Here is a 19,722-nt window from a genome sequence, read left to right on the forward strand (position 1 = left end):
GCCCGTCATGTCGGAACAGGCGCGTGCCCTCTGGGGTTGAATGTTCAAGAGCATCGAGGAGAACCCACATGACGTACGAGATCAACAAGACCGACGAGCAGTGGCGCGAAGAGCTGACGCCCGAGCAGTACGCGGTGCTGCGCCAGGCGGGCACCGAGCGGGCGTGGACGGGCGAACTGCTCGACGAGAGCCGCGCGGGACTGTACGCGTGCGCCGCGTGCGGGGCCGAGCTGTTCCGCAGCGGCACGAAGTTCGATTCGCACTGCGGGTGGCCGAGCTTCTACGAATCGGTCCGCCCCGAGGCGGTCGAGCTGATCGAAGACACCAGCCACGGCATGGTGCGCACCGAAGTGCGATGTGCCGCGTGCGGCTCGCACCTGGGCCATGTGTTCCCCGACGGCTTCGGCACGCCCACGGGCGATCGCTACTGCATGAACTCGCTGTCGCTCTCGTTCGCACCCGAGGGTGAGGCGTGACGGCCGCCCCAGCTTCTCCCCCCGCCGACGACACATCGCCGAGCGGTGTCTCCGGGAGCGTGAGCCCGACCCTCGATGCCGTCCGCGCGCGGCGCTCGTGGTCGAAGGTCACCGATGAGGCTCCGACGCACGAAGAGCTGCTGACGCTCGTGTCTGCGGCGGCGCGCGTCGCCGACCATTCCTCGCTGCGCCCGTGGCGACTGATCGAACTGCGCGGAGCCGACCGCGAGCGCCTGGGTGCCGCCCTGGCGAAGGCTGCCGGTGACTCCGAGCCGTCGCAGAAGCCGCTGCGGGCGCCGCTGCTCATCGCGGTCGTGGCGAGCTATCGCAAGAGCGACAAGGTGCCCCGCTGGGAGCAGGAGGCCGTCGCCTCCGGCGTCGCGCACATGCTCAGCCTGCTTCTGGACGACGCGGGCTGGGGTGTCATATGGCGGACCGGCCCGCTGACCCGGTCGAAGGCCGTCGCGAAAGCGCACGGTCTCGGCAAGCGCGAAGAGCTGCTCGGCTGGCTGTACGTCGGCGGCAAGCCCTCGGCGAAGGCGGGCCCCCGCCGCGAGATCGACGCGCGAGCCTTCGTCTCGCCGATGCCGGCGGGCAAGAAGAAGTCCTAGCCCTCTTCGTGCCGCGGACGCCGTCGTCGCCACGGTGCGACCGCGACGACGACCGACGCCAGGGCGATTCCCACCATGATGCTCACCTGCAGGGGGCCGGGGCCCTCGGCCGCCGGCCACAGCGCGTCCAGCGCGACCGAGGTCACGAGCTGTCCGACGACGGTGCCGAGGCCGAGGAGCAGCACGCCCGTCTGGGCGACGAGCGCCGCCGACAGGAAGATGTACGTGACCCCGAGCGCACCGCCGAGGTAGAGCCACGGTTCGGTCGGGAAGGCCCGCGGCGGTCCCGAGACGATACCGCTCACGGCGGCGGCGACGACGAGGATGAGCGTTCCGCCGATGAAGTTCACGAGCGTCGCGGTGAGGGGTGTGCCCACGCGCTGCCGCAGTCGGCCGTTCGTCGCCTGCTGCCACGCGATCCCGACGCCCGCGAGGAAGGGCATGACGAGCATCCACAGCGGGATGCCGCGCACGGCGTCGCCCACGAGCGAGACGCCGACCGCGGTGAGCGCGAGCACTCCCCCGAGAAGCCGCGGAACGGTCACGGCGACGACGCCGGCCGGCCCGTAGCCGAGCCGGTCGAGCACGAGCCCGTTGACGGCCTGCCCCGCGACGACGCCGACTGTGAACAGCGCCACGCCGATGACGGCGACCGCGACGCCCTGCGTCGCGACCGTGAGCGCTCCGGCTGCACCGCCCGCCAGCATCCACCACGGGATCCTGCGCTCGCGCACTCCCGCCGCGAGGGCGCGGAATCCGCGGCGCCCCACGGGCAGCGCGGCCGACAGCACGATGAGCAGAAGCAGGCCGGAGCCGAACGACACGGCGGCGGCGACGAAGCCGTCGTCCAGGCGCACGCCGAGCACGCCGTTGATGCGTGCTTGCACGGCGGTCAGGGCGCCGATGATCGCAGCACCCAGAAGGGCGATCCAGACGGGCAAGCGTCCTTCGTCGCCACGGGAGTCAGCCGTCACGAGCCGGCTGCGGGACTTGAACCCGCAACCCCCTAATTACAAGTTAGGTGCGCTACCAATTGCGCCAAGCCGGCGAAGTCACCCATTCTATCGGGCTGCCGAGGGCTACTCGGACGGCGTCGCGGTGGGGGTCGGCGTGGGGGTCGCCTCGTAGTAGGCGTGGCTTGCCATCGTCAGCACGAACTGTGCGAACTCCTTGGGGTCATCGAGCGCCCCGACATAGGGAGCGCCGTTGACGAGCACCATGGGGGTTCCCGTGAGGGACACGCCATCGGTGTCGGGCAGTCCGCTCAGCGCGCGCTCGGTGGCCTCTTTCGCCCACGAGACGAAGGACTGCTCCTCGATGCAGTTGCGCACGACCTTGGGTGAATCGACACCGCTCGCCTGGGCGATGTCCGCCAGGACGACGTCGGAGAACCCGTCGGAATCGAGTTCGGGCTGCTGCGAGAGCAGCGCGTGGTTGTAGGCGAAGAACGCGTCGGGAGAGTGCGTGGCCACACAGGCCGCGGCGCTCGCGGCGCGCAACGAGTACTTCGTGCCGTTCGACTTGGCCGTGAGCATCGCGACCGGGTAATAGGTCAGGGTGGCCGCACCCTCGCCGACCCACTTGGATAGCTGCGGAGCGTTCGCGAGCTGGAACTCGCGCGATCCGGCGGAGAGGTAGTCGACATAGACGCGGATGTCGACGACCGACTGATCGGTCGGCTCGGGCGTGGCTGCATCCGCAGCCGCGGCTGCCGCTTCGTCCGGAGCGGGGGTCGGCGTCGGGGTGCCCGACGAGGGACCGCCCGGGATCCCGGCGACGCTCGTGACGACGAAGCCGTCGTCGGCTACGTTCGCGGGGCTCAGCTGCGGCTTGGACACCGCGGAGCCCATGGCCCACGCGACGACGACGGCGGCGATCGCGACGATCGCGACGACGGATGCCACGGCCGAGACGACCCTCAGGCGTCGCGTGCGCGCCTGTCGCGCCTGCACCTGCTGCGCCTTTTCGCGCACCGCATCGCGACGGTCGCTCGGGACGTTCGAAGACTCGTCGCTGGACATGGGACCTTTCGGGGGCGCTGCGTTCGGGGCCGTAACGGCGGGGCCAGCCACGCGAAGAACGGGAAGACTTCACGGCGATCGGGCCGAGGACGATGCTAGCCAGCCACCCTGGGAAATGACCAGAAGCGCCCTCGACGTGCCCCGTGACATACTGGCCCTGCGCCCAATGGGGGGCGTGCGGGCAAGCCCCCGCTCATCCATCACTACGGATCGTCCGGCACGTACCTGCCGGTGAAGGAGAAGAAACAATGGCATCCGTCACGTTCGACAGCGCCACCCGCCTCTACCCCGGCGGCACTCGTCCTGCCGTGGACAATCTCAACCTCGAGATCGCCGATGGCGAGTTCCTGGTTCTCGTCGGTCCGTCCGGCTGCGGAAAGTCCACCTCGCTGCGCATGCTCGCGGGCCTCGAAGAGGTCAATTCGGGGCGCATCCTGATCGGTGACCGCGACGTGACCGACGTGCCGCCGAAAGACCGCGACATCGCCATGGTCTTCCAGAACTACGCGCTCTACCCGCACATGACCGTCGCCGAGAACATGGGCTTCGCCCTCAAGATCGCCGGCGTCAACAAAGAGGAGCGCGCGACCCGCGTGCTCGAAGCCGCCAAGCTGCTCGACCTCGAGGAATACCTGACCCGCAAGCCGAAGGCGCTCTCGGGCGGTCAGCGTCAGCGTGTCGCGATGGGTCGCGCGATCGTGCGTCAGCCCCAGGTCTTCCTCATGGACGAGCCGCTGTCGAACCTCGACGCGAAGCTGCGCGTGCAGACCCGCACACAGATCGCCTCGCTGCAGCGCCGTCTGGGAGTCACGACCGTCTACGTCACGCACGACCAGACCGAGGCCCTCACGATGGGCGACCGCATCGCCGTGCTCAAGGACGGCGTGCTTCAGCAGGTCGGCACCCCCCGCGATCTGTACGAGCGCCCGAACAACGTCTTCGTCGCCGGCTTCATCGGCTCGCCCGCGATGAACCTGTTCCCCTCGGACCTCGCCGAGGGCGGCGTGAAGTTCGGCACCGAAGTCGTGCCGCTGGACCGCGACACCGTCGGCCGCGCGCACGGCAGCCAGGTCATGGTCGGTGTGCGTCCCGAGGACATCGAGGTCGGCCCCACCGACGGCCGCGGCCTCAGCGTCGTCGTCGACCTCGTCGAAGAGCTCGGCGCCGACGGCTACCTCTACGGCCACTCCGAGATCGCCGGTGTGCGCACCGACATCGTCGCTCGCGTCGACGGTCGCATCCACCCGAGCGCCGGCGAGACGGTGACCCTCGCGGCCAAGCCCGGTCACGTGCACGCGTTCGACCTCGAAACGGGCGACCGCCTCAACGACACGGTGACCGTCTCAGCCTGACATTCCATCGCGAAGGCGCGGGACCGTCACATCGACCCCCGCGCCTTCGTGCTCTTGGAGGATCTGTGTCCGACGCCCTCAGAATCACCGCGAGCGCGGTCGACCCTGCGCTCCTCAAGCTCCCCTGGGCCACGCCCCTCGCGGAGTGGCCTTCGAGCGCGATCGTCTCGCTGCCGAAGGGCCTCTCACGCCACCTCGTGCGCTTCTCGAGCCTGTCCGGCCGCGTCGTCGCGGTGAAAGAGACGACCGAGGAGATGGCCCGGCGCGAGTACGACATGCTCGGCAACCTCGCCCGTCTCGATGTGCCGTGCGTCGAGCGTGTCGCCGTCATCGCCGGACGGCGGACCCGCGCCCCTCGAAGCTCCGCGCAGGGCGACGCGACGCGCGCGGGCGCAGCCTTGGGCACGCCGCTGCCGGCAGCTCTCGTCACGGCGCACTTGCGGTTCTCGCTGCCGTACCGGGCCCTGTTCACGCAGGTCCTGCGCCCCGACACCGCCACGCGCCTCGTCGACGCTCTCGCCGCGCTGCTCGTGCGCCTGCACAACGTCGGCTTCTTCTGGGGCGACGTATCGTTGTCGAACACGCTCTTCCGCCGCGACGCGGGGGCGTTCGCCGCTTACCTGGTCGACGCCGAAACCGGCGAGCTGCATGAGGGCGGGCTGACACGGGGACAGCGCGAACACGATCTCGACGTCGCCCGCACCAACATCGCCGGCGAGATCATGGATCTCGAAGCCGGCGGCCGCCTCGAAGGGGGTGTCGACGCCATCGCGATCGCCGACGGCCTCGTGAGCTCGTACCGCGCGCTGTGGAGCGCGCTCACCGAGGCCGAGACGTTCCGCGCCGACGAAGCCTGGCGCATCACCGAGCGCGTGCGCAGACTCAACGGCCTCGGCTTCGACATCGGCGAGATGTCGATCGAGGCGACGACCGACGGCACGCGCGTGTCGATCAAGCCGAAGGTCGTGGATGCCGGACACCACCAGCGCCGTCTGCTGCGACTGACCGGGCTCGATGTCGAAGAGAACCAGGCACGGCGACTGCTCAACGACCTCGATGAGTTCCGTGCCCGCATCTCACGGCTGGGCGACGACGAGGAGATGGTCGCCCACGAGTGGCTCACCCGGGTGTTCGAACCCGTCGTCAAGGCGATCCCGTGGGACCTGCGCGCCAAGCTCGAGCCGGCCGAGGTCTTTCACCAGGTGCTCGAGCACCGCTGGTACATGTCGCAGGCTCAGGATCGGTCGACGCCGCTGGCCGAAGTGCTCGCGAGTTACATCGACACCGTGCTGCGTCACCGCCGCGACGAAGCGACCGTCATGGGGCCGCCGACCGAGACGATGGCGGTTCCCGTCGTCACCGCCGCGATCCCGATCACGCCCGACGAAGAAGCCGTCGACTGGCGCGACCTGGTCTAGCCTGACGTCGCCGATAGCTCATCGAGTGGCGGTCAGTAGCCGACGGTGAACCGCTCGCGGTGGTGCCGGGGGTTCTCGATCTCGTCGAGCACGGCCACGCCGAGGTCGGGGCCCGAGATGTAGGACTCCCCCGCGGCATCCGTCACGAGGACGTCGCCGCCGTCGCGGTACGTACCCGTCCGCTCGCCCGGAGCCCACGCACCGAATCCGCCGGCGGGATGCACGTAGAACCAGTCGCGCGACGCGGGCGTGGTCTGAAGGTCTTCGAGCACACCGATCGCCTCGAGCGCCTCGGGCTTGTACTCCTCGGTGAACGAGGGCTGGTCGACGAGACGCTCCCCACCGGGCGCGATGAGGCTGCCGCCGGCGCCGCCGACGACTCCCACCCGCACGTCCTCGGGAAGATCGGCGACGAGGTGAGCCAGAGCCGGACGCATCTGTCCGAGCATGTCGCCGCGGGCCGCGACGGCCGAGATGACGACGTCGACGCCCTGGATCTCGGTGATGAGCGTCGGCACGTCGAGCAGGGTTCCCTCGATGTACGTGGCGCCCTCGATGCGGTCGGACGGGATCGTGCGTGCAACCGAGACGACCGTGTGTCCGCGGCGCACGGCCTCGGCGACGACGTGGCTCCCGGCGTAGCCGGTCCCCCCGATGACGGCGATGCGAGCCATGCGGATCAGTCCTTCCTCGCGGCGCGCAGCGTCGCGATCTGGTACAGCGCGACCGAGGCGGCGATGCCGGCGTTGAGCGATTCGGTCGCCCCCGAGATCGGGATCGACACGATCTGGTCGCACGTCTCGGTCACCAGACGCGACAGTCCCTTGCCCTCGGAGCCGACGACGACCACGACGGGACGGTCGGCGAGCTCGAGCGCGGGAAGCGAAACGTCGCCGCCCCCGTCGAGGCCCAGCACGAAGACGCCCTGCTTCTTGAAGTCCTTGAGCGTCGTGGTGAGGTTCGGCGCGAGTGCGACGGGGATGCGCGCGGCGGCGCCGGCACTCGTCTTCCACGCGGCGGAGTTGACACTCGCCGAGCGACGCTGCGGCAGGATGATCCCCTGCCCGCCGAACGCCGCCGTCGAGCGGATGATGGCGCCCAGGTTGCGCGGATCGGTGATGCCGTCCAGCGCGACGAACAGCGGCACCGCGCCCGTGTCGATGACGTTCTCGAGCAGGTCCTGCGGGTGCGCGTACTCGTACGGCGGCACCTTGAGCGCGACGCCCTGGTGCACGCCGTCGAACCCGGCCATCCGGTCCAGTTCGGGACGCATCACCTCGAGCACGGGGATATCGCGATGCGTCGCGATCGACAGCATCTCTTTGACGCGGTCATCCATCTCGACGCGCTGCGCGATGTAGAGCGCCGTCGCGGGGATCTTGGCCCGGAGCGCCTCGAGCACCGAGTTGCGCCCTGTCACCGTCTCGGTGTCATCTGCCGACTTCGACCGCTGCGGGCGCTTCGAGTCGGTCGTGCGCGGCTTGGACTTGCCGCCCGCTGCGGCCAGACGCTCGGACGCCGCCTTGCGCTTGCCCGCGGGATGCCACGCGCGTTCTTCGGCCTTCGGGGTCGGTCCGCGGCCCTCGAGGGAGCGCTTGTTCTTGCCGCCCGTTCCCTTCGTGGGTCCTTTGCCACCTTTGCTTGCGCCGGGGCGCCCTGGCTTGGCCATCAGTTCTCCTTCTCGGGCGCGCGCTCGATGCTCCAGCGCGTGCCCTGCTGTGTGTCTTCGAGGGCGATGCCGGCCGCCGCGATCGCGTCGCGGATGCGGTCGGCTGCCGCCCAGTCCTTTGCAGCGCGCGCGTCTGCGCGCTGCGTGATCATGGTCTGCATGAGCGCGTCGAGCGCCTCAGCTTCGCGGTCGTCTGTTCCGCTTCCTGCCAGCTCGTCGAACCCGAGCAGGCGGATCATCGCGTCGACGGACGTGAAGGCGGTCCAGGCCGCCGTCTCGTCGTCGGCGTCGAGCGCCACGTTGCCGCGGCGCACGGTCTCGTGCAGCACGGCGAGCGCCTGCGGCACTCCGAGGTCGTCATCCAGGGCGGCGGCGAACGCCTCGGGGACGACACCGATCCGCGCTTCGTCCGGCGCGCCCGACAGCGAGTAGCGAGCGCGTCCGATGAACGTGGCGATCCGCGCGAGGGCTGCTTCGGCCTCGTCGAAGGATGCCTCGGTGATGCTGAGGGTCGAGCGGTAGTGCGCGGCGCCGAGGGCGTAGCGCACGACGAGCGGCTCGCGCGTCGCGAGCAGATCTTCGGCGAGTACGACGTTGCCGATCGACTTCGACATCTTCTGGTCGCCCACCGTCACCAGGCCGTTGTGCACCCAGTAGCGCGCGAACGCATCGCCCGCCGCGGTGGACTGCGCCAGCTCGTTCTCGTGGTGCGGGAAGCGCAGGTCGAGCCCGCCGCCGTGAATGTCGAAGGACGGCCCGAGGTACCGCCGCGACATGGCCGAGCACTCGATGTGCCAGCCGGGGCGTCCGGGTCCCCACGGCGAATCCCACGTCGCCGACGCGGGCTCGCCGGGCTTGGCGCCCTTCCAGAGGGCGAAGTCGCGAGGGTCGCGCTTGCCACGCGGATCCGCGTCGGTCGCCGGCTCCATCGCGTCGAGCGACTGGTTCGTCAGTGCCCCGTACGACGGCCACGAGCGCACATCGAAGTACACGTCGCCTGCCGCTGCGGCATCCGTCGACGCGTAGGCGTGCCCCGCCGAGATGAGCCGCTCGATGAGCTCGATCATCTGGGGAATGGATGCCGTGGCCCGCGGCTCGTACGTCGGCGGCAGGATGCCGATCCGCGAATAGGCGTTCGTGAAGGCGAGCTCCATCCGGTAGGCCAATGCCCACCACGGCTCGTCGGACGTCGCGTTGGCGAGCACCTTGTCGTCGATGTCGGTGACGTTGCGCACGAACGTGACGCGTCCGAAGCGGTGCGTGAGCCAGCGGCGCAGCAGGTCGAAGCTCAGCGCGCCTCGCAGATGGCCGATGTGCGGACCCGACTGCACCGTCGGCCCGCAGACGTACATCGTGATGTTGTCCGGGTCCTCGGGTACGAAAGCGCGCAGCGCTTGGGCGCGCGTGTCGTAGAGGCGGATCGTCACTGCACCAGCCTACCGGCCGCGCTCGCCCCGCCCGTGGGCCGCGCGGCGAGGGGGTGCCGCGAAACGATAGAACTAGAGGATGCATGTCCTCGCCGTCCTCGCTGCCGCCGTCCTCTTCGGAACAATCGGCACAGCCAAGGCTCTGGGCCCCGACGACGCGAGCGCGCTCTCGGTCGGCATGGTGCGGATGGTGCTCGGCGGCATCGTGCTCGCCATCGTCGCGTTCTCGCTCGCGAAGCGGCACGCCCGGCGGGAGCCGGGGGCGGTACGTCCGCGAGTCGGCGTGCGCCCGCTGCTGCTCATGGTGCTCACGGGTGCGTGCCTCACGGTGTTCCAGCCGCTCGTCTTCCTCGGGATGGAGCGCAACGGCGTGGCGGTCGGCACGGTCGTCGCCCTCGGCGCGGCGCCCATCCTCGCCGGGCTCATCGAGTGGGCGACTACCCGCCGCCGCCCCACCACGACGTGGCTGACGGCGACCGCCGTCGCCACGGTCGGCGTCGCGCTGCTGGGCTTCGGCGGCGACGCGCGCAGCGTCGGCGGGACCGACCCGATCGGTCTCCTCGCCTCGCTCGGTGCGGCAGCGGCATTCGCCATCATCGCGAACGCCCAACGCCGCCTGCTCGACCAGGGCTGGGACCCTTTCACGGTCGTCGGCTCGATGGGCGCGAGCGGCGCCGTCCTGAGCGCGGCCGTGCTGCCGTTCGTGAGCCTGACGTGGCTCGGCACCGCGGGCGGCTGGGCGCTCGCCCTGTGGCTCGGAGTCGCCACGATCGGCGTCGCCTACACGCTCTTCACGTGGGGGCTGAGCGGGCTCACGGCCGCGACCGCGGCGACCCTCACTCTCGCCGAGCCGCTGACGGCCAGCATCCTGGGCATCGTCGTGCTGGGCGAACGGCTCTCTGCACTCGCGATCGCCGGACTGGTGGTGCTGGGGGTCGGGCTCGCCCTGCTGGCGTGGGGCTCACGTGCACCGCGCGACGTGCGTCCGTTCGCCGTTGAGGGCTGAGGCCGGTCAGAGAACGACGACGAGCGCGACCGCGAAGGCCGCGACTCCGTCACCGACACCCGTGAAACCCAAGCCGTCGGTCGTCGTGGCCGCGACCGAGACGGGTGCGCCGCCGAGCGCGCGCGACAAGACCGCCTCGGCCTCGCCGCGCCGGGTGGCGAAGCGCGGGCGGTTGGCCTGCACCTGCACCGAGACGTTGCCGATCCGCCAGCCCGCCTGTTCGAGCAGGTCGCGTGTGCGGGCGAGGAAGACGTCGGCGTGAGCCCCGGCGTATTCGGGATGCGACGTGCCGAAGTGCGTGCCGATGTCACCGAGCCCCGCGGCCGACAGCAGGGCGTCGACGATCGCGTGCGCCACGGCGTCGCCGTCGGAGTGCCCCGACAGCGCGGGCTCCCCCGGCCATTCGAGGCCTGCCAGCCAGAGCGACCCCTCGCCGCCGTAGCCGTGCACGTCGGTGCCGATGCCGACGCGCGGCACCGAGACGGCGTGCTCGGTCGACGGCGCGGGCGCCACCAGGGCGCGCGCTCGCTCGAGGTCGGCGGGCGTCGTGATCTTGAAGGCGATGTCGTCGCCCGCGACGGCGGCGATGCGGTGCCCCGCGGCGGCGAACAGCGCGGCGTCGTCGGTGAAGTGCTCGGATGCCGTGCGGTAGACGGCATCGAGCAGGTCGCGCCGGAACCCCTGCGGCGTCTGCGCCGCCCCGAGTTGCGAACGGTCGACGGGCGCGACGATCTCGTCTCCCTCGACGCGTTTGATCGTGTCGACGACGGGGAGCACGGGGATCGCGGCCTCGGCGCCGTCGTCGATCGCCACGATGACGCGAGCGAAGACCGCGGGCGGCGTGAGCGCGCGAGCGGCGTCGTGCACCAGGACGACCCTGACATCGGGCCACACTGCGGCAAGACCCGCCGCGACAGAGGCCTGCCGGGTCTCGCCGCCGGTCACGACCGAGACGAGGTCGCGCGCGTCGCCGAACGCCTCGAGTGCATCCGTGAGCGCTTCGCCTTCGCGGCCGGAGGGGGCCACGACGACGACCTGCGCACCATCGACGTGAGCGACCCGGTCGAGCGCGTGGCGCAGGATCGTGCGCTCGTCGAGCCCGACGAACGCCTTCGGTGCCGGAGCACCCAGCCGTGAGCCGGAGCCGGCGGCGACAACGATGACCGCGACGCGCGGGACGGGCGTGATGTTCACGCAATCACGCTATCGCGGGACGGGATGTCAGGAAGCGAGGACCTCGTCGAGCCGGAGGCCGGCCTTCTCTTCGTCGGTCTTCTCGGCGAGAGCGAGCTCGGACACGAGGATCTGCTTGGCCTTGGCCAGCATCCGCTTCTCGCCGGCCGACAGCCCGCGGTCCTGGTCGCGGCGCCACAGGTCGCGGACGACCTCGCTCACCTTGATGACGTCACCCGAAGCGAGCTTCTCGAGGTTCGCCTTGTACCGACGAGACCAGTTCGTGGGCTCTTCGGTGAACGGGGCACGCAGCACCTCGAAGACCTGGTCGAGCCCCTCTTGCCCGATGACATCGCGCACTCCCACGAGATCAACGTTCTCAGCGGGGACCTCGATGATCAGATCGCCTTGCGTGACGTTGAGCTTCAAGTACTTCTTCGCCTCACCTTTGATGACGCGTTCCTTGACCTCGATGATCGTCGCGGCACCGTGGTGCGGGTAGACAACCGTCTCGCCAACCTCAAAAAGCATGCAGTTATGTCCTTTCGGCAACCTCCAGGATATCACAGCCGACATACGATAAGGTTCGCCGCTCGCCACCCTTCACTCCGCGCGAGCCGGGTGCACCAACGCGCGAGGCCGCTACCCCATAGGATGGGAAAGATGTCGTCATCCACCCTGGGAGGATCCGTGAAACCGCGCCTCATTGCGTCGCTCGCCGTAGGCGCCGCCGTCGTCCTCGGAACCACCGGGTGCACCTTCATCACGCCGCAGTCGTCGACGATCACCTACGCTGCGGCAGAGGGCGTCAACGTCTACGAGATGGGTGCCCTCGAAGTGCGCAACGCCTTCATCGTCGCCAACGACGAGGGAGACCTCGGCAACCTCGTCGCCGCCGTGATCAACACGACCGACGAGATGCAGACCCTCAACCTCTCGATCGGCGAAGGCGAGTCGATCGACCTCTCGATCCGGGTGCCCGCGCGCGAGACGCTCAGCTTCGGCACCGAGGACCTCGAGCCGATCCCGCTCGACGGCATCGAGATGCTGCCCGGCACCGACGTGCCCGCGCAGTTCTCGACCGATGGCGCCGAGAGTCAGATCATGGTCCTGCCCGTCCTCGACGGCCGCCTGGACTACCTCGCGCCGCTCGTCCCCCGCGACTGACCCACGGTCAGCGCGCGGTCGCGCCTCACCAGTGAGGGCCTCAGCCCTCGAACCGGTAGCCGAGACCGCGCACCGTCACGAGCATCGTCGGCTCGCTCGGCTGTTGCTCGATGCGCGAGCGGATGCGCTTGATGTGCACGTCGAGCGTCTTCGTGTCGCCGAAGTAGTCACTCCCCCACACACGATCGATGAGCTGACCGCGCGTGAGCACGCGCCCCGCATTGCGCATGAGCACCTCAAGCAGCTCGAACTCCTTGAGCGGCATGCTGATCTCTCGTCCGTCGACGGCGACCGTATGCCGATCGATGTCGAGCACGACGCGGCCGCCGTCGAGGATGCGCTCGTCGAGGTCGACCTCGTTCACGACGTGACGGCGCAGCACGGCACGCATCCGGGCGAGCAGCTCGCGTGACGAATAGGGCTTGGTGACGTAGTCGTCGGCGCCCAGTTCGAGCCCCACGACGATGTCGACTTCGGAGTCCTTCGCCGTCACCATGATGACGGGCACACTCGAGGTGGCCCTGATCTGGCGGCACACCTCGGTTCCCGGCATCCCCGGCAGCATGAGATCCAACAGCACGATGTCGGTGCCGCGTGCACGGAACACCTCGAGGGCGGACGGGCCGTCTTCGGCGATCTCGACCTCGTAGCCTTCGCGCCGCAGCAGGTAGGCCAGGGGGTCGGCGAGGTCAGGTTCGTCCTCGACGATCAAGACGCGGGTCATGCGGATTCTCCGTTCTGCGCAGACGTCTCGAGCGGACTGTCTTGCGCGGGACTCTTCTTGCGGCGGGGGCGCGGCGCGTCCACCGTCGGGGTGGCCAGGGGCAGGCGCACCGTAAACGTGGACCCGCGGCCAGGCCGCGACCACAGGCGCACCTCGCCGCCGTGCCGCTGCACGGCGTGCTTGACGATCGACAGGCCGAGACCCGTTCCGCCGGTGCGACGGGCGCGCGCGGGGTCGGCGCGATAGAACCGCTCGAACAGGCGGTCCTGCTCCCCCTCGGGGATGCCGATGCCGCGATCGGTCACGGCGATCTCGACGACGTCGTCGACCACCTTCACCCCGACGCCCACCTTCGAGCCGCGGGGCGAGTAGGCGATCGCGTTGACGAGCAGGTTGCCGATCGCTTCCGCGAGGATCTGGGCGTCGCCCCGCACGTGCGCGCCACGCTCGCCACCGCGGACGACCTCGATGCCCGCGGCCTCGGCCTGCGTGAGGTGCGCGTCGACGGCCGTCGCGACGATCTCGTCGATCGCGATGATGCGATCCTCGGTCAGCTCATCCGTGGACTGCAGCCGCGACAGGCTCATGATGCGCGCCGTCAACTGTCCGAGCCGGGCGGCCTCGGCGGTCAGCCTGCTGGCGAAGTGCCGCACCTGTGCGGGGTCGTCGGCGGCGGACTCGATCGCCTCGGAGAGCAGGCTCACGGCGCCGACGGGAGTCTTCAGCTCGTGGCTCGTGTTGGCGACGAAGTCGCGACGCATCTGCTCGGTGCGTTCGCGCTCGGTGATGTCGCGCAGCACGATGAGCGTCAGCTGCGGCGCGACCCGGGTCGCTCGCGCCGCGACCAGACGCGGCTCGAGGTAGCCCGCACCGCGGCGCAGCCGCAGGTTCTCGGTCACGGCGAGGCCGGTCTCGCGCACGCGCCGTACGAGGTGGCGCAGTTCGTCGGACGGCAGCACGCTGCCCTCGATGAGACCGAACGCCGATGCGGGCGCCGAGGCCGCCGAGACGGTGCCCGACGCGTCGACGACGACGGCGGCGTCGTCCATGCCGTGCAGGACTTCGCGCATGCCGCCGGGGATCCCGGTGAACCGCTGTGCCTGTGCGCGATCGCGCGCCCGCAGAGCACCGACGATGATGACGGAGAGGACGCCGCCGATGACGACTCCCGCGAAGAGGGCGAGCAGCGCCAGCTGCGTGCGATCCATGTCTCCACAGTACGGCCCGACCGGGCGCGGATGAGGCCCTACGAGGCCATCACGCCACGGGACAGGTACTATTCACCGGGTCGGCACCGATCGTTAACCTTTCCCGACGACAATCTTCCGGGATCGTTATTTGTGCCGCCGTGGACGAGCCGAAAGCGGCCACCACGATCAAGAGAGGGTGCTGTCATGCGCGAAGTGTTCCACCAGTCGCTCGAGGACGTCCAAGGACGCCTCGTCGAGATCGCAGATCTCGTCACGGTCGCGATCGACAAAGCCACGCGGGCGTTCGGCACGAGCGATGTCGCGCTGGCCGAAGAGGTCATCGACGCCGACTTCATCATCGACGAGAAGGCCCTCGAGCTCGACGAGCTCGCGATCGAGATCCTCGCCCGCCAGCAGCCGGTCGCCGGCGACCTGCGCATCGTCGTGGGCGCGCTGCGCATGAGCGCATCGCTCGAGCGCATGGGTGACATCGCCGAGCACATCGCACAGCTGACGCGCATGCGCTTTCCCGAGCGTGCGATCCCCAAGGGCCTCAAGGTCACGTTCCTGCGCATGGGCGAGTACGACGTCGCCGCCGCGCGCTACCTCACGGATCTGCTGCGCACGCAGGACCTCGCGATCATCGAGGACATCCGCAACGTCGACGATCAGGTCGACGAGCTGCACGCCTCGGTGTTCGAGAAGGTCCTGAGCGACTCGTGGAAGGGCGAAGCCGCGGCCACGGTCGACGCGACGCTCGCGAGCCGGTATCACGAGCGGTTCGCCGACCACGCGGTCTCGGTCGCGAAGAAGGTCGCCTACCTGTCGACGGGTGACTGGACGGCGCCCACCGACGCGCTGGACATCGTCGCGGCGGCAGACTCCGGGCTGTAGGTCAGCCCTTTCCCTGCGACGCGACGGCCGCGGCTCCGGCGGCGGCCGCCTCGGGGTCGAGGTACTTCGCAGCGCCGATGGGCTCGAGGTTCTCATCGAGCCGGTAGACGAGCGGGATCCCCGTGGGGATGTTCAGTGCGGCGATGTCGTCGTCGCTGATGCCGTCGAGGTGCTTGACCAGTCCGCGCAGCGAGTTTCCGTGCGCCGTGACGAGCACGGTCTTGCCGGCCCGCAGGTCGGGGACGATCTCTTCGTTCCAGTACGGCAGCATCCGGTCGATCACGAGCTTGAGCGATTCGGTGCGGGGCACATCGATGCCGGCGTAGCGGGGGTCGCCGACCTGGCTCCACTCGCTGTCGTCGGCCAGCGGGGGCGGCGGCACGTCGAACGAGCGGCGCCACAGCATGAACTGCTCCTGCCCGAACTCGGCGAGCGTCTCGGCCTTGTCCTTGCCCTGCAGTGCGCCGTAGTGGCGCTCGTTCAGCCGCCACGAGCGCTTGACGGGGATCCACAGCCGGTCGGCGGCATCCAACGCGATGTTGGCCGTCTGGATCGCGCGGCTGAGCACCGAGGTGTGCAGCACGTCGGGAAGCAGACCCGCCTCGGCGAGCAGTTCGCCGCCACGCTGGGCCTCGGCCTTGCCCTTCTCGGTGAGACGGACATCGACCCAGCCGGTGAAGAGGTTCAGCTCGTTCCACTGGCTCTGGCCGTGTCGAAGCAGGATCAGCGTGAAGGGCGCACTCATGGTCACAGCCTACCGAGGCTGCGGCTGGAATGATGGAGTCATGTCGTCCGCTCGCCGTCCCGTCGGGCAGGCCACGCGTGGCACGACCGGCACGAACCGGCTGCGCCGCATCGATCGCTGGATCGCGCGGCATCCTGCGCTGCGCGGGGCCGCGGATCCGCTCGTGGTGGATCTGGGCTTCGGTGCGAGCGGTGTGACGGCGTTCGAGCTCGCGGCACGTCTCACCCGCACGCGCCCCGACGTCGACGTGCTCGGTCTCGAGATCGATCCCGAGCGCGTCGCCCGCGCGCTCGAGCAGCTCGCCGACGTCCGCGCGGGTCGCACGTCGTTCGCGCGCGACGCACGGGTGTCGTTCGCGCGGGGCGGGTTCGAGGTTCCGCTTCCGGACGGTCGCCGTGCCGCGGTGATCCGCGCGATGAACGTGCTGCGCCAGTACGACGAGCACGAGGTCGATGCGGCGTGGCGCTCGATGGCCGCACGCGTCGCTCCGGGCGGACTGCTCGTCGAGGGCACGTGCGACGAGCTGGGGCGGGTGTGCACGTGGGTCGCGATCGATGCGGATGCCACACCTCGCAGCCTCACGATCTCGCTGCGGCTCGCGGGGCTGGAACGCCCCTCGATCGCCGCCGAACGGCTGCCGAAGGCGCTCATCCACCGCAACGTCGCCGGCGAGCGCGTGCACGACCTGCTGCGCACGCTCGATGCCGAATGGGACCGCGCCGTCGCCGTCGCGCCCTTCGGGCCCGTGCACCGCTGGCGCACGGCTCTCGAGGCGATGGATGCCGCGGGCTGGCAGCTCGGGCCGCGCCGCAGATGGCCGCTGGGCGAACTCACCGTGCCGTGGAGCGCCGTCGCACCGGCGACGTGAGGGTCAGGCGGGCGGGTCGACGACCTTGCGCCGCGACAGGCGGGTCAGGCGCGGCACGTTGGCGGCCGCCCCCGCTTCGGGCGGCACGATGAGCTCCTGCGCCGCGGCGACGGGCCCGTCGGCCGTCTCGACCTGCAGGTCGATGTCGGCGGGCGTCGAGCGGCGCACGACGGCGAGCGCGATGGGTCCCTCTTCGTGGTGGAATGCGGCCGAGGTCACGGTGCCGACGACGACGTCTCCGGCGAGCACGTCGGCTCCGGGCACGGGCAGCACACTGCCGCTGCCGTCGAGCTGCAGGGCGACGAGGCGTCGCGGGGGGTGCCCCAGGTTGTGCACCTTCGCGACGGTCTCCTGTCCGCGGTAGCAGCCCTTGTTGAGGTGCACCGCGGTGCGCATCCAGTCGAGCTCGTGCGGGATCGTGCGCTCGTCGACGTCGGCGCGGCGTGGCCGCCATGCGGCGATGCGCAGCGCGTCGACGGCGTCCAGCCCCGCGAGGGTGATCTCGCCGGCCGCGGCGGCGCGGGCGATGCGCGCGTCTTCGTCACGCGTCACGATGGCCTCTGCCCAGTCGCGCTCGGCGCCGGGGTGCGGATCGGCGAGGGCATAGCCCCACCCTCCGGGAACGATCTCGGGCCACGGGTCGTGCCAGATGAGCGGCACGCCGGCCGGGGCGGCGGGTGTCACGGCGGCCAGGGCAGCGGGGGTGCCGCCGATCACGGCGACCTCATCGCTCGCGTCGCGCACCTCGACGCGCAGCCGGAACCGCATGCGCGTGAGCCAGGCGAGGAGTCCCGCGACATCGGCGTGATCGACGATGAGCCACGTCGTCTCGCCGTCGTCGATCACGGATGCCGCGTGCTCGACGCGCCCGTGCGGGTCGAGCACGAGCATCTCGGTGCTCTGACCGGGGGCGAGGCGGGCGAGCGCCTGAGACGTCAGCGAGTCGAGCCACGTGAGCCGGTCGAGGCCCGCGACGGCCAGGACGCTGCGGTCGCCGAGGGGGGCAAGAGCGCGACCGGCGGCGAGCGCCCGCTGTTCGCCGAGCGGGTTGCCGAGGTGCCTCAGGCCCGTCTCGTCGATGACCGCGCCGGGCACCGCCCGGTATGCCTCGGACATCAGTCGACCTTGGCGAGCCGGGCTGAGGCGTGCGAGCCGAGCTCCTCGCCGAGTGCGGCGATGTCCCACGCCCAGAGCAGGTGTCCGTCGACGAGGCCATACATGCGTGTCGCGGCGTCGTACTGCTTCGCGCCTGCCGGGCGCACGACGGCGTCGGTGGCGATGTCGATGCGCGGCCCCGTGATCCGGCCGAGGTACAGCTCGCTGATGCCGTCGGAGTGCACGAGGGCGACCTCGATCTCGAATCCGCCCTCGGTGGTGCGCAGCGCCTCGACGTCGTCGACCGTGCGAACGGCGCGATCGGATGTCCCCGGCAGCAGCCCTGGACCGGCATCCGCGTCGGTTGCCGGCATCGCGAGGCGCCAGAATCCGACTTCGGAGACGAGGGGCGACAGGCCGGTGTCACCGGTGTCGAGCCACGCGCTCGCGGAGTAGTTCAAGAAGCCGCCGCCGTCGTGGCTGAAGCTGACGCGGTGCGTGAACTCGCCCGTCAGCCGCTGGTCGCCGACGGTGTAGTCGATGACCCCGGTCCCCTCCCACACGCCGATGAGCCACGACAGCGGCACGAGCTCGGCGGGGAGGTCGGTGGGAAGCTCCAGCACGGCGGCCGCCTCAGCGCTGGCCGCGGTACAGGCTCTTGAGGACGACAGCCGACACGAAGACGATCGCGAGCGACGCGAGCCCCAGGAGCCCGACGAAGAAGAGTTCGAGCGCGAGAAGATCCATGACTCACACTCTAGCTGGGAACGATCGTCGCCAGGCCGAAGCCGAGGCTGATCACGCCGAGGACGACGAGCGCGCCGAGCGCACTCGCGGCGACACGACGTGTGAAGCCCTGCGAGCGTCCCGAGGCGAGCTGGATCCCGAAGGCCAGCACGATGCATCCGCCCATTCCGACCGCGAGCCAGGCGGCACGCCAGTCGTTCACCGCGAAGAGGCCGACGACGACGCCGATGACCGCGGCGACGATCCACACCGAGACGATGCCGACGACGGTGCGGCGGGGGGCGAGCTCAGGGGCGGACACGGTTCCATTGTCGCCCACGACGCGCGTCCGGCGCACAACCGCGACGAAACACCGCGCGGCACGGGGCGTACACTGAGGCGCACGCCCGGAGGGACGACGTTCTTGGCACACGTACTGGTTCTCAGCTCTACGCAGTCCGACGATCCGGTGCTTGCCGCGCTCGAACTGCTCAGTCACCGCGTGCGCCAGATTCCCGCTCAGCCGGCGCACCTGGTCAATGCGCCCAGCGCCGACGTCATCTTCGTCGATGCGCGCACCGATCTCGTCGCCGCCAAGTCGCTGTGCAAGATCCTCACGACGACGGGGCTGGACGCACCGCTGATCCTCATCGTGACCGAGGGCGGCCTCACGGCGGTCTCCCCCGATTGGGGGCTCGACGACGTCATCATCACGACGGCCGGACCCGCCGAGATCGATGCGCGCATCCGCCTCGCCATCGGGCGCGCGACGGCCGTGCACGTTCCCGAGCGCGTGCAGACCTCGGGCGTCACGATCGATGAATCGTCGTACTCCGCCAAGGTGCACGGCAGGACGCTCGACCTGACGTTCAAGGAGTTCCAGCTGCTGCATTTCTTCGCGACGCATCCTTCGCGCGTCTTCACGCGCGAGCAGCTGCTGAGCGAAGTGTGGGGCTACGACTACTTCGGCGGCACGCGCACGGTCGATGTGCACGTACGGCGGCTGCGCGCCAAGCTCGGCGACTTCGAGCAGCTCATCGGCACCGTCCGCAATGTGGGATACCGCTTCATGGTGGCCGAAGACGAGCTGGCGCCCGCCGCGCCCGGGCAGGCATCCGCCTCGGAGCGCGGCACCCGCTGAATCGTCCGTGCCGTGACGC

Annotated in this window: 22 protein-coding genes and 1 tRNA gene; 9 read left to right on the forward strand and 14 right to left on the reverse strand. The window is 70.2% G+C overall.

Features of this window, described 5'->3' with window-relative positions; translation table 11 throughout:
* The first annotated feature begins 68 nt into the window (after positions 1-68).
* Complete coding sequence (msrB, locus tag AC25YV_RS02910) at positions 69-476, forward strand: peptide-methionine (R)-S-oxide reductase MsrB (protein WP_488122343.1); 408 nt, start codon at positions 69-71, stop codon at positions 474-476.
* A gap of 59 nt (positions 477-535) precedes the next feature.
* Positions 536-1,087: a nitroreductase family protein gene (locus AC25YV_RS02915; protein WP_488122863.1), complete on the forward strand. Its 552-nt coding sequence runs from the start codon at positions 536-538 to the stop codon at positions 1,085-1,087.
* Here AC25YV_RS02915 and AC25YV_RS02920 read toward each other — a convergent pair.
* From AC25YV_RS02920 to AC25YV_RS02930, 3 genes are all read right to left on the reverse strand, one after another.
* Positions 1,084-2,028 (reverse strand): DMT family transporter, encoded by a 945-nt coding sequence (locus AC25YV_RS02920; RefSeq protein ID WP_488122344.1) that lies wholly within the window; start codon positions 2,026-2,028, stop codon positions 1,084-1,086. The genes AC25YV_RS02915 and AC25YV_RS02920 overlap by 4 nt on opposite strands.
* Positions 2,029-2,062: 34 nt before the next feature.
* Positions 2,063-2,135, reverse strand: a tRNA-Thr gene (locus AC25YV_RS02925).
* A 31-nt stretch (positions 2,136-2,166) separates the two neighbouring features.
* Positions 2,167-3,108: a DsbA family protein gene (locus AC25YV_RS02930; RefSeq protein ID WP_488122345.1), complete on the reverse strand. Its 942-nt coding sequence runs from the start codon at positions 3,106-3,108 to the stop codon at positions 2,167-2,169.
* 248 nt (positions 3,109-3,356) lie between these two features.
* On the opposite strand from AC25YV_RS02930, the gene AC25YV_RS02935 reads away from it, so the two are divergent.
* The gene (locus AC25YV_RS02935; protein WP_488122346.1) at positions 3,357-4,460 is read left to right on the forward strand and encodes an ABC transporter ATP-binding protein; all 1,104 of its coding nucleotides are present in this window, start codon (positions 3,357-3,359) and stop codon (positions 4,458-4,460) included.
* A gap of 65 nt (positions 4,461-4,525) precedes the next feature.
* Positions 4,526-5,878, forward strand: a complete 1,353-nt coding sequence (locus AC25YV_RS02940; RefSeq protein ID WP_488122347.1) for a DUF4032 domain-containing protein — start codon at positions 4,526-4,528, stop codon at positions 5,876-5,878.
* Between the two features lie 32 nt (positions 5,879-5,910).
* On the opposite strand, the gene AC25YV_RS02945 is transcribed toward AC25YV_RS02940, so the two are convergent.
* Genes AC25YV_RS02945 through cysS form a run of 3 tightly spaced genes read right to left on the reverse strand, consistent with a single transcriptional unit; the run spans position 5,911 to position 8,974 of the window.
* Positions 5,911-6,552, reverse strand: a complete 642-nt coding sequence (locus AC25YV_RS02945) for an NAD(P)-dependent oxidoreductase (protein WP_488122348.1) — start codon at positions 6,550-6,552, stop codon at positions 5,911-5,913.
* Positions 6,553-6,557: 5 nt separating this feature from the next.
* Positions 6,558-7,547 (reverse strand): 23S rRNA (guanosine(2251)-2'-O)-methyltransferase RlmB, encoded by a 990-nt coding sequence (gene rlmB, locus AC25YV_RS02950; RefSeq protein WP_488122349.1) that lies wholly within the window; start codon positions 7,545-7,547, stop codon positions 6,558-6,560.
* Positions 7,547-8,974 carry a cysteine--tRNA ligase gene (cysS, locus tag AC25YV_RS02955; protein WP_488122350.1) on the reverse strand — a complete coding sequence of 476 codons (1,428 nt, stop codon included), beginning with the start codon at positions 8,972-8,974 and terminating at the stop codon, positions 7,547-7,549. The genes rlmB and cysS overlap by 1 nt, the downstream gene beginning before the upstream one ends.
* A gap of 79 nt (positions 8,975-9,053) precedes the next feature.
* On the opposite strand from cysS, the gene AC25YV_RS02960 reads away from it, so the two are divergent.
* A complete protein-coding gene (locus AC25YV_RS02960) occupies positions 9,054-9,980 on the forward strand; it encodes a DMT family transporter (RefSeq protein ID WP_488122351.1) in 927 nt (308 codons plus the stop codon).
* A 6-nt stretch (positions 9,981-9,986) separates the two neighbouring features.
* Here the strand turns inward: AC25YV_RS02960 and ispD are convergent, their stop codons facing one another.
* Positions 9,987-11,174, reverse strand: a complete 1,188-nt coding sequence (gene ispD, locus AC25YV_RS02965; protein WP_488122352.1) for a 2-C-methyl-D-erythritol 4-phosphate cytidylyltransferase — start codon at positions 11,172-11,174, stop codon at positions 9,987-9,989.
* 27 nt (positions 11,175-11,201) lie between these two features.
* Positions 11,202-11,684 (reverse strand): CarD family transcriptional regulator, encoded by a 483-nt coding sequence (locus tag AC25YV_RS02970; protein ID WP_488122353.1) that lies wholly within the window; start codon positions 11,682-11,684, stop codon positions 11,202-11,204.
* Between the two features lie 132 nt (positions 11,685-11,816).
* Here AC25YV_RS02970 and AC25YV_RS02975 point away from each other — a divergent pair, with 132 nt between their 5' ends.
* On the forward strand, positions 11,817-12,320 hold the full coding sequence (locus AC25YV_RS02975; protein ID WP_488122354.1) for a DNA modification methylase: 504 nt from the start codon (positions 11,817-11,819) through the stop codon (positions 12,318-12,320).
* A 40-nt stretch (positions 12,321-12,360) separates the two neighbouring features.
* Here AC25YV_RS02975 and AC25YV_RS02980 read toward each other — a convergent pair whose 3' ends face one another.
* A complete protein-coding gene (locus AC25YV_RS02980; protein ID WP_488122355.1) occupies positions 12,361-13,044 on the reverse strand; it encodes a response regulator in 684 nt (227 codons plus the stop codon).
* Positions 13,041-14,252 (reverse strand): sensor histidine kinase, encoded by a 1,212-nt coding sequence (locus AC25YV_RS02985; protein WP_488122356.1) that lies wholly within the window; start codon positions 14,250-14,252, stop codon positions 13,041-13,043. Before AC25YV_RS02985 ends, AC25YV_RS02980 begins: the two co-directional genes overlap by 4 nt.
* Positions 14,253-14,438: 186 nt before the next feature.
* On the opposite strand from AC25YV_RS02985, the gene phoU reads away from it, so the two are divergent.
* Positions 14,439-15,128, forward strand: coding sequence for a phosphate signaling complex protein PhoU (gene phoU / locus AC25YV_RS02990; RefSeq protein ID WP_488122357.1), 690 nt, complete (start codon positions 14,439-14,441; stop codon positions 15,126-15,128).
* Between the two features lies 1 nt (position 15,129).
* On the opposite strand, the gene AC25YV_RS02995 is transcribed toward phoU, so the two are convergent.
* Positions 15,130-15,873 (reverse strand): phosphoglyceromutase, encoded by a 744-nt coding sequence (locus AC25YV_RS02995; protein WP_488122358.1) that lies wholly within the window; start codon positions 15,871-15,873, stop codon positions 15,130-15,132.
* A gap of 40 nt (positions 15,874-15,913) precedes the next feature.
* Here AC25YV_RS02995 and AC25YV_RS03000 point away from each other — a divergent pair, with 40 nt between their 5' ends.
* Positions 15,914-16,741: a class I SAM-dependent methyltransferase gene (locus AC25YV_RS03000; RefSeq protein WP_488122359.1), complete on the forward strand. Its 828-nt coding sequence runs from the start codon at positions 15,914-15,916 to the stop codon at positions 16,739-16,741.
* 3 nt (positions 16,742-16,744) lie between these two features.
* Here the strand turns inward: AC25YV_RS03000 and ygfZ are convergent, their stop codons facing one another.
* The 3 genes from ygfZ to AC25YV_RS03015 all read right to left on the reverse strand — a co-directional run bounded on the left by ygfZ (position 16,745) and on the right by AC25YV_RS03015 (position 18,884).
* Positions 16,745-17,857 carry a CAF17-like 4Fe-4S cluster assembly/insertion protein YgfZ gene (gene ygfZ / locus AC25YV_RS03005; protein WP_488122360.1) on the reverse strand — a complete coding sequence of 371 codons (1,113 nt, stop codon included), beginning with the start codon at positions 17,855-17,857 and terminating at the stop codon, positions 16,745-16,747.
* Entirely contained in the window at positions 17,857-18,459 is a 603-nt protein-coding gene (locus tag AC25YV_RS03010) for a heme-binding beta-barrel domain-containing protein (RefSeq protein ID WP_488122361.1), read from the reverse strand. The genes ygfZ and AC25YV_RS03010 overlap by 1 nt, the downstream gene beginning before the upstream one ends.
* Positions 18,460-18,593: 134 nt before the next feature.
* Positions 18,594-18,884, reverse strand: coding sequence for a hypothetical protein (locus tag AC25YV_RS03015; protein WP_488122362.1), 291 nt, complete (start codon positions 18,882-18,884; stop codon positions 18,594-18,596).
* A 102-nt stretch (positions 18,885-18,986) separates the two neighbouring features.
* On the opposite strand from AC25YV_RS03015, the gene AC25YV_RS03020 reads away from it, so the two are divergent.
* Positions 18,987-19,703, forward strand: coding sequence for a response regulator transcription factor (locus AC25YV_RS03020; RefSeq protein ID WP_488122363.1), 717 nt, complete (start codon positions 18,987-18,989; stop codon positions 19,701-19,703).
* Positions 19,704-19,722: the final 19 nt, after the last annotated feature.

It is taken from the genome of Microbacterium sp. Y832 (assembly GCF_057669765.1).

Excerpts from the sequence above, each read along its gene's own strand:
- AC25YV_RS02980 (WP_488122355.1), bottom strand. The coding sequence starts at position 13,044 with ATGACCCGCGTCTTGATCGTCGAGGACGAACCTGACCTCGCCGACCCC.
- ygfZ (WP_488122360.1), bottom strand. The coding sequence starts at position 17,857 with ATGTCCGAGGCATACCGGGCGGTGCCCGGCGCGGTCATCGACGAGACG.
- msrB (WP_488122343.1), top strand. The coding sequence starts at position 69 with ATGACGTACGAGATCAACAAGACCGACGAGCAGTGGCGCGAAGAGCTG.
- AC25YV_RS02935 (WP_488122346.1), top strand. The coding sequence starts at position 3,357 with ATGGCATCCGTCACGTTCGACAGCGCCACCCGCCTCTACCCCGGCGGC.
- rlmB (WP_488122349.1), bottom strand. The coding sequence starts at position 7,547 with ATGGCCAAGCCAGGGCGCCCCGGCGCAAGCAAAGGTGGCAAAGGACCC.
- AC25YV_RS02945 (WP_488122348.1), bottom strand. The coding sequence starts at position 6,552 with ATGGCTCGCATCGCCGTCATCGGGGGGACCGGCTACGCCGGGAGCCAC.
- AC25YV_RS02970 (WP_488122353.1), bottom strand. The coding sequence starts at position 11,684 with ATGCTTTTTGAGGTTGGCGAGACGGTTGTCTACCCGCACCACGGTGCC.
- AC25YV_RS02985 (WP_488122356.1), bottom strand. The coding sequence starts at position 14,252 with ATGGATCGCACGCAGCTGGCGCTGCTCGCCCTCTTCGCGGGAGTCGTC.
- phoU (WP_488122357.1), top strand. The coding sequence starts at position 14,439 with ATGCGCGAAGTGTTCCACCAGTCGCTCGAGGACGTCCAAGGACGCCTC.
- AC25YV_RS02930 (WP_488122345.1), bottom strand. The coding sequence starts at position 3,108 with ATGTCCAGCGACGAGTCTTCGAACGTCCCGAGCGACCGTCGCGATGCG.
- AC25YV_RS02995 (WP_488122358.1), bottom strand. The coding sequence starts at position 15,873 with ATGAGTGCGCCCTTCACGCTGATCCTGCTTCGACACGGCCAGAGCCAG.
- AC25YV_RS03000 (WP_488122359.1), top strand. The coding sequence starts at position 15,914 with ATGTCGTCCGCTCGCCGTCCCGTCGGGCAGGCCACGCGTGGCACGACC.
- AC25YV_RS02960 (WP_488122351.1), top strand. The coding sequence starts at position 9,054 with ATGCATGTCCTCGCCGTCCTCGCTGCCGCCGTCCTCTTCGGAACAATC.
- AC25YV_RS02975 (WP_488122354.1), top strand. The coding sequence starts at position 11,817 with ATGTCGTCATCCACCCTGGGAGGATCCGTGAAACCGCGCCTCATTGCG.